The 13,154-nt window shown below is 71.9% G+C and carries 13 protein-coding genes; 7 read left to right on the forward strand and 6 right to left on the reverse strand.

The window, feature by feature from the left end; translation table 11 throughout:
* Window positions 1-60 precede the first annotated feature (60 nt).
* Complete coding sequence (locus B9S64_RS22765; RefSeq protein WP_103492307.1) at window positions 61-435, forward strand: F0F1 ATP synthase subunit epsilon; 375 nt, start codon at window positions 61-63, stop codon at window positions 433-435.
* A gap of 143 nt (window positions 436-578) precedes the next feature.
* Window positions 579-1,025, forward strand: coding sequence for a DUF2550 domain-containing protein (locus B9S64_RS22770; protein ID WP_028438735.1), 447 nt, complete (start codon window positions 579-581; stop codon window positions 1,023-1,025).
* A 203-nt stretch (window positions 1,026-1,228) separates the two neighbouring features.
* Here B9S64_RS22770 and B9S64_RS22775 read toward each other — a convergent pair whose 3' ends face one another.
* The 3 genes from B9S64_RS22775 to B9S64_RS22785 form a co-directional block, all read right to left on the reverse strand.
* A complete protein-coding gene (locus tag B9S64_RS22775) occupies window positions 1,229-3,112 on the reverse strand; it encodes a glycoside hydrolase family 18 chitinase (RefSeq protein WP_103492306.1) in 1,884 nt (627 codons plus the stop codon).
* A 168-nt stretch (window positions 3,113-3,280) separates the two neighbouring features.
* Window positions 3,281-3,931: a response regulator transcription factor gene (locus tag B9S64_RS22780; protein ID WP_103492305.1), complete on the reverse strand. Its 651-nt coding sequence runs from the start codon at window positions 3,929-3,931 to the stop codon at window positions 3,281-3,283.
* Entirely contained in the window at window positions 3,928-5,124 is a 1,197-nt protein-coding gene (locus B9S64_RS22785) for a sensor histidine kinase (RefSeq protein ID WP_258037937.1), read from the reverse strand. The genes B9S64_RS22780 and B9S64_RS22785 overlap by 4 nt, the downstream gene beginning before the upstream one ends.
* Window positions 5,125-5,275: 151 nt before the next feature.
* On the opposite strand from B9S64_RS22785, the gene B9S64_RS22790 reads away from it, so the two are divergent.
* Window positions 5,276-5,923: a hypothetical protein gene (locus B9S64_RS22790; RefSeq protein WP_258037936.1), complete on the forward strand. Its 648-nt coding sequence runs from the start codon at window positions 5,276-5,278 to the stop codon at window positions 5,921-5,923.
* Here the strand turns inward: B9S64_RS22790 and B9S64_RS22795 are convergent, their stop codons facing one another.
* Genes B9S64_RS22795 through B9S64_RS22805 form a run of 3 tightly spaced genes read right to left on the reverse strand, consistent with a single transcriptional unit; the run spans window position 5,924 to window position 8,054 of the window.
* Window positions 5,924-6,496, reverse strand: coding sequence for a cob(I)yrinic acid a,c-diamide adenosyltransferase (locus tag B9S64_RS22795; protein ID WP_103492303.1), 573 nt, complete (start codon window positions 6,494-6,496; stop codon window positions 5,924-5,926).
* 20 nt (window positions 6,497-6,516) lie between these two features.
* On the reverse strand, window positions 6,517-7,266 hold the full coding sequence (locus B9S64_RS22800) for an ABC transporter permease (protein WP_103492302.1): 750 nt from the start codon (window positions 7,264-7,266) through the stop codon (window positions 6,517-6,519).
* A gap of 8 nt (window positions 7,267-7,274) precedes the next feature.
* Window positions 7,275-8,054 (reverse strand): ABC transporter ATP-binding protein, encoded by a 780-nt coding sequence (locus B9S64_RS22805; protein ID WP_103492301.1) that lies wholly within the window; start codon window positions 8,052-8,054, stop codon window positions 7,275-7,277.
* A gap of 81 nt (window positions 8,055-8,135) precedes the next feature.
* Between B9S64_RS22805 and B9S64_RS22810 the strand changes: the two genes are divergently transcribed.
* The 4 genes from B9S64_RS22810 to B9S64_RS22825 all read left to right on the forward strand — a co-directional run bounded on the left by B9S64_RS22810 (window position 8,136) and on the right by B9S64_RS22825 (window position 13,047).
* Window positions 8,136-8,777 carry a TetR/AcrR family transcriptional regulator gene (locus B9S64_RS22810; RefSeq protein WP_103492300.1) on the forward strand — a complete coding sequence of 214 codons (642 nt, stop codon included), beginning with the start codon at window positions 8,136-8,138 and terminating at the stop codon, window positions 8,775-8,777.
* A gap of 135 nt (window positions 8,778-8,912) precedes the next feature.
* Window positions 8,913-9,761 carry a 3-hydroxyacyl-CoA dehydrogenase family protein gene (locus B9S64_RS22815; protein ID WP_028438727.1) on the forward strand — a complete coding sequence of 283 codons (849 nt, stop codon included), beginning with the start codon at window positions 8,913-8,915 and terminating at the stop codon, window positions 9,759-9,761.
* Window positions 9,762-10,003: 242 nt separating this feature from the next.
* A complete protein-coding gene (locus B9S64_RS22820) occupies window positions 10,004-10,327 on the forward strand; it encodes an STAS domain-containing protein (protein ID WP_028438726.1) in 324 nt (107 codons plus the stop codon).
* Window positions 10,328-10,545: 218 nt separating this feature from the next.
* Window positions 10,546-13,047 (forward strand): AAA family ATPase, encoded by a 2,502-nt coding sequence (locus B9S64_RS22825; RefSeq protein WP_103505227.1) that lies wholly within the window; start codon window positions 10,546-10,548, stop codon window positions 13,045-13,047.
* The last annotated feature ends 107 nt before the right edge of the window (window positions 13,048-13,154 follow it).

Genomic DNA, 13,154 nt, shown 5'->3' on the forward strand with positions numbered 1-13,154 from the left:
CCCCGTAGAATTGACCCAACACCCGGCATGACCGCCGGGTGGTGACCCGAGGAGCCACCCTTGGCTGCTGAGCTGCATGTCGAGCTGGTCGCCGCGGACCGTAATGTCTGGTCCGGCGAGGCCACCCTCGTTGTCGCACGTACCACGTCCGGCGACATCGGCGTCATGCCCGGTCACCAGCCGCTTCTGGGTGTGCTGGAGTCGGGCCCGGTGACGATCCGTACGAGCGACGGCGGCACTGTCGTCGCCGCCGTGCACGGCGGGTTCATCTCGTTCGCGGACAACAAGCTCTCGCTGCTGGCGGAGATCGCCGAGCTGGCGGACGAGATCGACGTCCAGCGCGCCGAGCGCGCGCTGGAGCGTGCGAAGTCGGACACGGACGGTTCCGCCGAGCGGCGCGCCGAGGTGCGACTGCGTGCGGTGGCGGCGCCCTGAGCGTCCCCACGAAGTGATTTTTTGACTCAGCCGCGGCCGAGCTGGACTCCTCCAGACCGTGCCGCGGCTGAGGCGATGCAGGTGCAGGACGGTTCGGCTCGGTACGGTATCCGTTACTCGACGATGCGAGGAGGTCGGTGGGAATGGTCCTCGCGTTGTGGGTGGGCGGCCTGGTCGTCGTACTGGTGGCCGTGGGTCTGTTCGTCTTCGGTCTGCGCAGACGGCTGATCCAGCGGTCAGGCGGAACGTTCGACTGCAGTCTGCGCTGGGACATCTCCCAGGAACCCGACCCGTCCGGCAAGGGCTGGGTGTACGGGGTCGCGCGCTACAGCGGTGACCGCGTGGACTGGTTCCGGGTGTTCTCGTACTCGCCCCGCCCGCGCCGCGGTCTGGAGCGCTCGTCCATCGAGGTGGTCGCCCGTCGGCTGCCGGAGGGCGAGGAGGAGCTGGCGCTCCTGTCCGACTCCGTCGTGCTCGGCTGTCTCCACCGGGGGATGCGCCTGGAGCTGGCGATGAGCGAGGACGCCCTGACCGGCTTCCTGGCCTGGCTGGAAGCGGCGCCTCCCGGCCAGCGGGTGAACGTGGCCTGAGTAAGGGGCTCCCGCTGGTGGGGGATACCCCCGGACCGAGTCCGGAGAGCCGCCCCGCGCACCCGTAGCCCCTTCGGGTAAGCGGCCCGTACACCCGCAGCCCCCGTACGCACGGACCCCGCACACACGAAGACCGGGGAGACAGGGGGCGGTCCTGTCTCCCCGGCGGTTTTCGGGGTGGGGGGTGTGGCTGCCTCGGGGTACTAGCTGAGGCCGCCGGCCATGGCGCTCACGAGCTCGCCGTTGGCGGTGTCACCGCTGAACTCCCAGAAGAACGCACCACCCAGACCCTGGTTCTTCGCCCAGGTCATCTTGGAGTTGATGGTCGACGGGGTGTCGTAGCTCCACCAGTTGGTGCCGCAGTGGGCGTACGCGGTGCCGGCGACGGTGCCGGTGACCGGGCAGCTGTTCTTGAGGACCTTGTAGTCCTCGATGCCCGCCTCGTACGTGCCCGGGGCCGCACCGGTGGCCGTGCCGCCCGGAGCCGCCTGGGTGACACCGGTCCAGCCGCGGCCGTAGAAGCCGATGCCGAGCAGCAGCTTGGAGGCGGGGACGCCCTTGGCCTTCAGCTTGGCGATGGCGGCGGCGGAGTTGAAGCCGTCCTGCGGGATGCCGTCGTACGAGGTGAGCGGGGAGTGCGGGGCCGTCGGACCCTTGGCCTCCCAGGCACCGAAGAAGTCGTACGTCATCACGTTGTACCAGTCGAAGTACTGCGCGGCGCCCGCGTAGTCCGCGAGGTCGATCTTGCCGCCGTCCGAGCCGTCGGCCGTGATCGCGGCGGTGACCAGGTTGTTCGAGCCGAACTTGGTCCGCAGCGCCGAGGAGAGGGTTTTCAGCGCGGCCGGGCCGCTGGTGTCACAGGTCAGACCGCAGGCGTTGGGGTACTCCCAGTCGATGTCGATGCCGTCGAAGACATCGGCCCAACGGGGGTCCTCGACCAGGTCGTAGCAGGACTGGGCGAACGCGGCCGGGTTCTGCGCCGCGGCACCGAAGCCACCGGACCAGGTCCAGCCGCCGAACGACCAGATGACCTTGATGTGGGGGTACTTCGCCTTCAGCTTGCGCAGCTGGTTGAAGTTACCGCGCAGCGGCTGGTCCCAGGTGTCGGCGACGCCGTCGACCGACTGGTCGGCGGTGTAGGCCTTGTCGTAGTCGGCGTAGCTGTCGCCGATGGTGCACTTGCCGCCCTGGACGTTGCCGAAGGCGTAGTTGATGTGCGTGATCTTCTGGGCCGAGTCCGACGTCACCAGGTTCTTGACGTGGTAGTTGCGCCCGTAGACGCCCCAGTTGGTGAAGTAGCCGAGGTTGACCTTGCTCCCGGTGCCGGGGCCCGGGTTGTCGTCCTTGCCCGTGGTGCGCACGGCCACCGCGCCGCTGACCGGACCGGTCTGGTCGGCGGTGTCACGTGCCTGCACGGTGTAGGAGTAGTCCGTGGCCTTGGTGAGGCCGGTGTCGGTGTAGGTCGTCGTGGTGACCGTCGCGACCTTGGCGCCGTCGCGCAGGACGTCGTAGTTCTTGATGCCCTTGTCGTCGGTGGCCGCGGTCCAGCTGAGCTTCACCGAGGTGTCGGTGATGTCGCTCGCGGTGGGGGTGCCGGGCTTCGACGGGGCGTTGTCGCCGGGGACGCTGCCGCCGTCACAGGAGGCGCCGTTCAGCTTGCAGCCGGCGGGGGAGCCGGAGCCGGTGCCGTTGAAGCCGAAGCTGATGCTGGCGCCCGGGGCGACCGTGCCGTTCCAGCTGAGGTTCTTGGCGGTCCAGTGGGTTCCGGAGCTGGTCACGGCGGCGTCCCAGGCGGAGCCGACCGCGGTGCCGGAGGGGAAGTCCCACTCGATCGTCCAGGAGGAGAGGGCGGTGGTGCCCGTGTTCTTGACCGTCCACTGGCCTTCGAAGCCGCTGCCCCAGTCGGACTTCTTCAGGTAGGTGGCGGTCGCCGAGGTGGCGGCCTGGGCCGGGGACGCCAGGCCGACCATGGCGGCGAGCGGCAGCAGCAGTGCGGTGAAGCCCGCGACCGCCTTGGCCCGGGTGACCCGGGCCGGGGCGAGTCTCCATCTCAGGCGGGGTCTTCTGCGGGGGATCTCTGTGCTCAACGGTGCTCCTCGGGTGAGGTCCGACAAACGGGGGTGGTCCGTGGACTGCAAACCCTGCGTCGCCCTGAGCACGCTTTGTCATGGCGTACTCACCGCAGCGTGCTCGGTGAGATTAGGAAGGTCTGGACCAATCGTCAAGAGGTCCAGACCAAAGTTCCCTGTTCGCGGTCAGATGCCCAACTCCTGTGCGAGGACGGCGGCTTGCACTCGGCTGCGCAGCTCCAGCTTCCCCAGGACCCTGCTGACGTGCGTCTTCACCGTCGCCTCGGCCATCGAGAGGCGCCCGGCGATCTCCGCGTTCGACAACCCCTGCCCCAGGCACCCCAGGACCTCGCGTTCCCGCCGGGTCAACGCGTTCAGCACCGCCGGACCGGGTCCGACGTCCCGGCGCGAGGCGGTCGCACCCGCGAATTCGGCGATCAGCCGGCGGGTCACCGCCGGGGCGATCACGCCCTCGCCGCCCGCCACGGTGCGTACGGCGGCCAGCAGATCGTGGGCGTCGGTGTTCTTCAGCAGGAACCCCGCCGCGCCCGCCCGCAGCGCCCCGAAGACGTACGCGTCCAGGTCGAACGTCGTCAGCACCAGGACGTCCGCGAGCCGTTCGGCCACCACCTGCCGCGTCGCCGCCACCCCGTCCAGCCGGGGCATCTGCACATCCATCAGCACCACGTCCGGACGCAGTTCACGGGCCAGCCGCACGGCGGCCTCACCGTCCGCCGCCTCGCCCACCACCTCGATGTCCGGGGCGCTGCCCAGAATGAGCACCAGCCCCGCGCGCACCGCCGACTGGTCCTCGGCGACCAGTACCCGGATCGTCATCCCCGCGTCCCTTCGTCCACGGGCAGCTCCGCCCGTACCCGCCAGATCTCCTCGCCGTCGGGCCCGCCGCCCACCGGGCCCGTGCCGATCGTGCCGCCGAGGAGCGCCACCCGCTCCGCCATCCCCACCAGACCGGCCCCCGAACCGGGCGCGCGCGGCCCCGGCCGGGTGCCGATCACGCTGCTCACCTCCACGGTCAGTGAGCCACCCGCGTGGTGCAGGCGGACCGTCACCGGGCCCGGGGCCGCGTGTTTCAGAGCGTTCGTCAGGGATTCCTGGACGATGCGGTAGGCGGCCAGTTCGACCGGGGCCGGGAGCCGTTCGGCCACCCTCCGGGCGTCGTCCAGGGTGACGGTCAGTCCGCTGGACGCGGCGTTCGCCCGCGCCTGCTCGACCAGGGCGTCCAGCGAGGCGAGCGTGGGCGCCGCGCTCGGCCCCTCCTCGCCGCCGTTGTCCCGGAGCAGCCCGATCAGCCGCCGCATCTCGGCGAGCCCCTCGACGCTGTTGTGCCGGATCACACCCAGGGCGTCGCGGGAGGTCGCCGGGTCGTCGATGGAGAGGGCCGCGGTGGAGTGGATGGCGATCGCGGAGAGGTGGTTGGCCACCATGTCGTGCAGCTCCCGCGCCATCCTGGACCGTTCGGCCGTCACCGCCTGGACCCGGTCCATCTCGGCGAGCAGGGCCGTCTGTTCGGCCCGCAGACGGGCCGCCTGGGCCGCCTCCCGGTGGTTGCGCACACTGACGCCCGTGAGGGCCGGGCCGAAGGTGACCAGCCCGGTCACCACACCGAACAGCAGCGCCTCGGGCCGGCGGAACCAGGCGAAGAACCCGATGGTGACCGCCACGGTGACCAGGAACGTCACCACCGGGACGCGCCGGGCGGCGGCCGGGGTCCCGTAGACCACGGCCGCGTACATGAGGTCGGTGTACATCAGGATCGTGACCAGGCTGCCCGTCGTGAACTGGTCCGCGACCAGCGCGAGCGTGCCGACGGCCACCGCGGTCTGCGGCCGGGTCCGGCGGAGCGGCTCCAGGGCGGCCGTCACCACCAGTGGGACCAGCGCCGCCCACGGGGCGCCGAAGACCCGGCCGGCCTGCGTGTGCAGACCGGCGGCCCAGAGCAGCAGCCCGCCCGCCAGCCCGACGGCCCCGATCAGTACGTCCTGGCGGTGCGGTCGTGAAGAGGTGGACACCGCTCCATCCAACACGGCACCGGCCCGCGCCACGTCGGTACGCCGGGGGAGGAGCGAGTACATCGAAGGATGCAGTCGCGATTCGTCACCGGCGACGACGCCCCGGGGCGCCGCAGCCGGAAGCCTGGAGGGGACCGGAGGGAGGAGTGCCGTGATCGTCACGCTGATCGTGCTCTGCGAGGTCGGCTTCTGGGTGCTGCTGGCCGTGGGACTCGGGCTGCGGTACGTGGCGCGGAAGCCCCGCGCGGGGGCCGCCGTGCTGCTGTGCGAGCCGCTGCTGGAGGTGGTCCTGCTGGTGGTGACCGCCGTCGATCTGAAGAACGGTGCCCAGCCCGACTGGAAGCACGGTCTGGCCGCCGTCTACATCGGCTTCACCGTGGGGCTCGGCCCCTCCACCATCGCCTGGGTGGACGCCAGGATCGCGCACCGCTTCGCGGGCGGACCGCCCCCGGTGCGGCCCCCGAGGTACGGGAGGGCGCGGGCCGTCCACGAGTGGCGGGTCGCGGCCCGCTGGATCCTGGCCTCGGCGATCGCCCTGGTCCTCCTCCAGGCGGCGGTCTGGTACGTCGGACCGGACGGCGGCACCGGGTCCCTGCGGATGTGGCAGCAGAGGATGCTCTGGCTGACCGGGATCAACCTGGTCATCGCCGCGAGCTACACCCTCTTCCCGAAGCGGGGGCCCCGGCCGGAACCCGAACGGAGGCCCGAGCCGGAACCCGGAGGGCGACCCGAACGGGCACCAGAGCCGGGCCCCGAGCGGGCGGGCGAGCGGGGCCCAGGACGTCCGGAGGTCCGCTGATCAGCGCTCGCCGCCCGGCACCCACAGCACGTCGCCGACCTCCTTGTTCGCCACCCTGGCGAGGATGAACAGGAGGTCGGAGAGGCGGTTGAGATACGTCGCCGTCAGCGCGTTCATCACCTCGCCGTGCACCTCCAGCGCCGCCCAGGTGGACCGCTCCGCCCGGCGGACGACCGTGCAGGCCTGGTGCAGCAGCGCCGCACCCGGCGTGCCGCCCGGGAGGATGAAGCTGCGGAGCTTCTCCAGCTCCTCCAGGAAGGTGTCGCAGTCGGCCTCCAGCTTGTCGACGTAGGACTGCTCGACCCGCAGCGGCGGGTACTTCGGGTCCGGGACCACCGGCGTGCTCAGGTCCGCGCCCACGTCGAAGAGGTCGTTCTGGACCCGCACGAGGACCTTGACGACGTCCTCGGCCAGACCGCCGAGTGCGATCGCCGTGCCGATGACGGCGTTCGCCTCGTTGGCGTCGGCGTACGCCGCGATCCGCAGGTCGGTCTTGGCGGTGCGGCTCATGTCGCCGAGGGCGGTGGTGCCCTGGTCGCCGGTACGGGTGTAGATGCGCGTCAGATTGACCATGGGCCCACCCTAATGACGCCTCAGGCCCCGGCGCTCCGGAAGACACGTGTGCCGACCGTCACCGCGACCAGGGCGAGGCCGACCGCGACCAGCACGCCGTAGAGCATGTGCGCGGTCGCGTACGAGCCGGTGTACGCGTCCCGTACCGCGTCCACCAGGTAACGGAACGGCGTGAGGTGCGACAGGACGTCCAGCCAGCGCGGGCCCAGGGTCATCGGCAGCATCAGGCCGGAGAGCAGCATGGCGGGCATGGTCAGCGAGTTGATCACCGGCCCGAACTCCTGCGGGGTCCGCACCCTCATGGCCAGCGCGTACGACAGTGAGGCCAGCGAGACGGTCAGCAGGCCGACGAAACCGAAGCCGATCAGCACCCCGGGCAGCGGCGCGCGCAACCCCATGACCAGGGCGGCGCCGACCAGCAGGACCGCCTGGAACATGAACAGCAGGGCGTCCCGCAGGACCCGGCCGAGCAGCAGGGCGAGGCGGCTGACGGGGGTCACCCGCATGCGTTCCACCACGCCGGTCGACTGTTCGATGATGATCGCGAAGCCGGTGAACGAGGCTCCGAACAGCGCCAGTTGGAGCAGCAGTCCGGGCACGAGGACCTGCCAGGAGCCGGCCTCGGAGCCGAGGGGCAGACCGGTGAGCAGCGGCCCGAAGAAGAGCAGGTAGAGCAGCGGCATCAGGATGCCGAAGAGGATCTGGAACCGCGAGCGCAGGGTCTGCCGGACGTACCGGCCGAAGATCAGTGAGGTGTCGTGGAGCAGCATGGCGAGTCCTATGCGGCGACGGGGGCGGCTTCGGACGCGGGGGCGCGCCCGGTGACGGCGAGGAAGGCGTCCTGGAGTGAGGCATCGGGGGAGCCGGCGTAGGTGGTCTTCAGGGCGGCCGGTGTTCCCTCGGCGGCGACCCTGCCGCCGTCGACCACGACCACCCGGTCCGCGAGCGCGTCCGCCTCGTCGAGGTAGTGGGTGGTCAGCACGACGGTGGTTCCGAAGTCGTCGCGCAGGCGGCGCACCAGCTCCCACAGGGCGGTGCGGCTGCCGGGGTCGAGGCCGGTGGTCGGCTCGTCGAGGAAGAGCACCTCGGGGCGGTGGGTGAGGCCCATCGCGAGGTCGAGGCGCCGGCGCTGCCCGCCGGAGAGCGCCGAGGTCTTCCGGTCGAGCAGGTCCTCCAGGCCCAGGGAGCGCGCCAGTTCGGCGGTCCGCGCGAGGGCGCCGGCCTTGCTCAGCCGGTACAGCCGCCCCTGGGTGACCAGCTCCTCCCGCACGGTGACGTGGGGGTCCACGCCGCCGGACTGGGCGATGTAGCCGCACTTCGCGCGCACCCCGGCCGGGTCCCGGGCCGGGTCGCGGCCGGCGACGGTGGCCGCGCCGCCGGTGGGCGCGAGCAGCGTGGTGAGCATGCGCAGGGTGGTGGTCTTGCCCGCGCCGTTGGGGCCGAGGAGACCGATGATCTCGCCGGCCCGGACCGTCAGGTCGATCGACCGCACGGCCTCGACCGGTCCCGCCTTGGTCATGAAGGTCCGGGAGAGCCCGGACGTACTGATGATTGGCATAGTGACCACAAAAACAGACACCACGCAAAATTGCAATGCCCCCAAAGTTTGACGGACCCCACGACCGTCTAGGATGGGTTCATGGCAGAGGGGCTCAGGGAGCGGAAGAAGCGGCAGACCAGACAGCACCTCTCGGACGTGGCCACCGGGCTCTTCCTGGAGCGCGGCTTCGACGCGGTCACGATCGCCGAGATCGCACGCGCCGCCGACGTCTCGGTGAACACCGTCTACAACTACTTCCCCACCAAGGAGGACCTCTTCCTGGACCGCAGCCGGGGCGTCGTCGACCGGCTGTCCCGCTACGTCCGCGCCCGCGACGACGAGGAGTCCGCCGCCGAGGCCGTCCTGCGGGAGCTGCGCCTCCAGGTGGAGAGCGTCTCGCCCACCGTCGGCCTGATGGAGGGTTACGACCGGTTCATGCGGGTCATCGAGGGCGCCGACGGCCTCAAGGCCCGACTCTGGCACATCCAGCAGGAGGCCCTCTCCCACCTGGAGGTGACGCTCCGGGAGGAGTCCGGTGCCGACGAGGGCGACCAGGCCGCGGCCCTGGTGGCCGGTCAGCTCTCCTGGGTGCACAGCACGCTCATGGGGTACATCGGCCGCGAGATGGTCGCGGGTCGGGTGCCCGCCGAGGTGTCCAGGGAGGCCCTCGGCCTCCTCGACGACATGGAGGACCTCCTCGGCGAGAAGGTGCTCAACTACGGGCGGCGCTCCGACCCGTGAGCGCCGACGGTGTGATGTCCGTCATGTGAGACGTGACGCGCATCTCTTCACCACCCCAGGGCGCCTCACGGGTACTAACCTCCGCCGGAGAGCAAGTGCGGGAACCGACCGATGAGAATGCATAGGGGTGCCAACGTGGCAAGGAAGCTCGCCGTCATCGGCGCCGGACTCATGGGGTCCGGGATCGCGCAGGTCTCCGCCCAGGCCGGCTGGGACGTCGTCCTGCGCGATGTCACCGACGAGGCCCTGGCCCGTGGACGGGGCGCCGTCGAGGCCAGCTACGGCAAGTTCGTCGCCAAGGGCAAGCTGGAGGCCGCCGACGCCGAGGCCGCGCTGGGCCGGATCACCACGACCACCGACCTCGACGCCGTGGCCGACGCCGATGTCGTCGTGGAGGCCGTGTTCGAGAAGCTGGAGGTCAAGCACGAGATCTTCCGCGCGCTCGACACCATCGTCCGCCCGGACGCCGTCCTCGCCTCCAACACCTCCGCCATCCCGATCACCAAGATCGCGTCCGCGACGGAGCACCCGGAACGCGTCGTCGGGGTGCACTTCTTCTCGCCGGTGCCGATGATGCGGCTGGTCGAGCTGGTGCGCGGCTACAAGACCAGTGACGAAACGCTCGCCACCGCACGGGAGTTCGCGGAATCGGTGGGCAAGACCTGTATCGTCGTCAACCGCGACGTCGCGGGCTTCGTCACCACCCGGCTGATCTCCGCCCTCGTCGTCGAGGCCGCCAAGCTCTACGAGTCGGGCGTCGCCACGGCCGAGGACATCGACACCGCCTGCAAGCTGGGCTTCGGGCACGCGATGGGTCCCCTCGCGACGGCGGACCTGACCGGCGTGGACATCCTGCTGCACGCCACGGGCAACATCTACACCGAGTCGCAGGACGAGAAGTTCGCCGCTCCCGAGCTGATGCGCCGGATGGTCGACGCGGGTGACATCGGCCGCAAGAGCGGGCAGGGCTTCTACACCTATTGATCGTCTCCGGGTCCCCGTTCACCTGATACGCCGTCAGTCACGTACGGGGACCCGGGTTCCGGTGCCCTCGCGGTACCAGGATCCAGTGGTACAGGCGAACCCCTGTCACCCCTCAGGGTGAATTCGGTATCGGTTCGCTTACAGACGGCAACTTCCCTGTCGCCATGGCCGTCAGTGGTGGCAAGAGACAGTGGACAACGGACAGACGGACCTCGCTGCGGAGTACTTTCAGGGGAGCGCATATGCACATCAGGGGCGACCACGCCGAGCTGGTCGTCGGGGGCCGCCTCGACGTCCGAAGCGCGGCGGACGCCCGTACGGTCCTGCACTCGGCCGTCGACGACGGAGCCGGTGACCTGGTGCTGGACCTGACCGAGCTGGACTCCTGGGACGCCACCGGACTCGGCGTCATCATGGGCGCGCACCGCAGGGCGGGCCGGGCCGGACGGCGGCTGGTGCTGCGCGGGGTGCCGCCCCAGATGCAACGCCTCCTGGTGGCGACCCGGTTGCACCGCATCCTGGCCATCGAGGGCGGAATCGCCGCGGAATCCCTGCCGCGCGTGTAGGCGGACACCGGGCACGGGGTGACCACCCGCACAATCCTCACGAGACCATGACGTCCTGGACGGCGCGGCCCCCCGCCGGTGCGGGGACACTGTGCGAAGGTTTAGGGTTCGGCCGTCTGCCACCGACGAACCCCACTCGGCGGACACCGGACCGGAAGCGACAGGGAGCGTGCGCGGCCGGAGGGGCAACCACGCCACGCGTCTGGGGGACTTTGACGATGGACCCGACCAACCGGGTACCCGACGAATACGGTCACGGCCGCGCCGCCGATGACGCCGCGCGGGGCCGGCAGTCCCGGGACCCGCTGACGCCCGACTTCGGGCTCCAGACACCGCAGCAGTCCCGTACGGCACGGCTGATCACCGGTGACTTCCTGCTCACCGTCAACCCGGTCGACGGCAGCGAGATCGAACTCTGCCCGCCCGGAGAGCGGCCCGCGGCGCCCGTGCGGCGCACCGCCGCGGAGCGGGCCGAGCGCGAGCGCGCCACCGCTCCGCCGGCCCCGCCAGGGCCTCCCGGCCCTCTCCTGCCCCTGCTGGAACGCCAGGAGGAGCGCGAGCGGCTCGTCCGGCTGCTGGCGCGCGGCCGCTCCGTGCGGCTCACCGGACCCGCCGGTTCCGGCCGCACCGCCCTGCTGAACGCCGTCGCCGCCGACTGCGCGGACCTGGCCCCCGACGGCGTCGTACGGCTCTCCGGCCTCCGGCGCACCGCCGTGGAGCTGATGTACGAACTCTTCGAGGCCGTCCACCGCTCCCCGCTTCACCGCCCCGGGCGCGCGGAGTTGGAGACGCTCGTCCGGGGCATCGGTGCCGTCGTCGTCGTGGACGACCTGGAACTGGGCGGCGCCGCGCTGGAGGAACTGCTCGACGTCACGCCCGAATGCGCCTTCCTGCTCGGCGCGACCCCCGACGTGGCCGCGCCCACCGCCGACTCGAACGTGGAGGAGGTCTTCCTCGCCGGTCTCGGCCGCGGTTCCTCGATCGAACTGCTGGAACACGTCGTGGAACGCCCCCTCACCGACGAGGAGGCCAACTGGGCGGGCGATCTCTGGTTCGAGTCCGAAGGGCTGCCGCTGCGTTTCGTGCAGGCCGGTGCGCTGCTGCGCCAGCGGGACCGGCTGCGCACCGACCCCGAGGCCTTCGACGGTTACGACGACGGCGACCCGGACGACCGGCCCTTCGGCCGGCCCGTGCCGGCGGACGTCCCCCTGCCGAGTCTCGGCGAGGGCGCGGCCCCGGCGGCGCTGCTCGGCTCGCGGATGAGCGAGGCGGCCCGTGACACCCTGCGGTTCGCCGTCGCGCTCGGCGGCGAGGTGCCGCACCAGGCCCATCTGCCGGCCCTGGTCGGGGACACCCACGCCGACGCGGCCCTGGGGGAGCTGTTCGTCTGCGGCCTGCTCTCCCCGGCGGGCCCCCGCTACCGGCTGGCGGCCGGTGTCCTGGCCCAGCTGGAGGCGAGCGGATACGCCGAGGAGGCGGACACCTTCGCCCGTAACGCCGCCCAGCACTACGCCTGGTGGACGGGGCACCCGTCCGTCAGCCCCGAGCGTGCCGCCGCCGAGGCGGACGCCGTCCTCGCCTCGCTGGTGCCGCTGGTGCCGGCCGACCACGCGGGGGCGGCCAGCGCGGCCGTGCTGCTGGCCCGCAGCGCCGCCCCGGCCTTCGCGGCGGGGATGCGGTGGGGGGCCTGGGAGAAGGCGCTCAGGGCAGGCCTGGAGGCGGCCCGGATCGCCGGTGAGGTCGCGGAGGAGGCCTACTTCCACCACGAGTTGGGCGTCCTCGCGCTGTGTACCGGGAACCTCGACCGGGCCCGGGCCGAGCTGGAGGCGTCCGTCGGCATGCGCGGCGCGCTCGCCGACAAGCCCGGGGCGGTGGCGGGACGCAGGGCGCTGGCCCTGGTCGCGGACCGTTCCGGTGGACTCGCGGCGCCGGGCGGCCGCACCCCGGCCGGTGAAGAGGTACCGGGCGCCCGCCACGAGGAGTCGCTCTCGCCGTCCGGCGTGCCGGGGACCCCGGTCGCGGGGCCCGTGTTCGCACGGCAGGCGGAGGAGCCGCCGACACTGATCGCGCCCCGGATCCCTCCGGCACCGGCCAAGGCCACGCCACCGGCCCGGCTCGGGGTGCTCGGGAGCGCTCGGCGCAACCTGGTCGCGGTCGGCGCGGGCGCGCTGCTCGCCGCGGTGCTGGGCACGGTGGTGACGCTCGGGGCGACCTCGGACAACGAGGACCCGGAGGGCCAGAACGTCACGACCGAGCAGTCGGCGGGCGAGGACGACAGCGAGCGGGGCCTCTCCGCGGACGAGCCCGAGGACGAGTCGTCGTCGAAGGACGCCACGTCCCGGTCCGGGGCGTCCTCCCCGGGCCCCTCGGACAGCGCGAGCCCGTCCGAGAGCGGGACCCCGTCGCCGAGCGCGTCGGAGCCGGGGTCGAGCCCGTCGACGGACGACCCGACGAGCGAGGGCCCCGGCAGCCCTTCGACATCGGGCGAGCCGTCCTCGACCGGGAAGCCCACGAAGTCACCGACCACCACGCCGACCGCCACCACGCCGACCGAGCCCACGGAGCCGACCCCGCCGGACACGACGGAGCCGACTCCCTCGGATCCGCCGAGTGAACCGGAGTCCTCGAACTCGGCGAGCGGCCCGGCGGAGTCCGCGACGGCGTCCGCGCCGGACGACGTCCCCGCGCCGGACGAGACGTCCGGCACCACCCTCGCCTGAACCCCGGGCGGCCCGGCCGGAACACCGGCCGGGCCGCGCGGGCGCGTGTGCGGGCTCGTCCGAGGAGACTGTCCGGCAGCGCGGGCGCGTGGACGGGCTCGTACGAG

It is taken from the genome of Streptomyces sp. SM18, from assembly GCF_002910775.2.
GTDB lineage: Bacteria > Actinomycetota > Actinomycetes > Streptomycetales > Streptomycetaceae > Streptomyces > Streptomyces halstedii.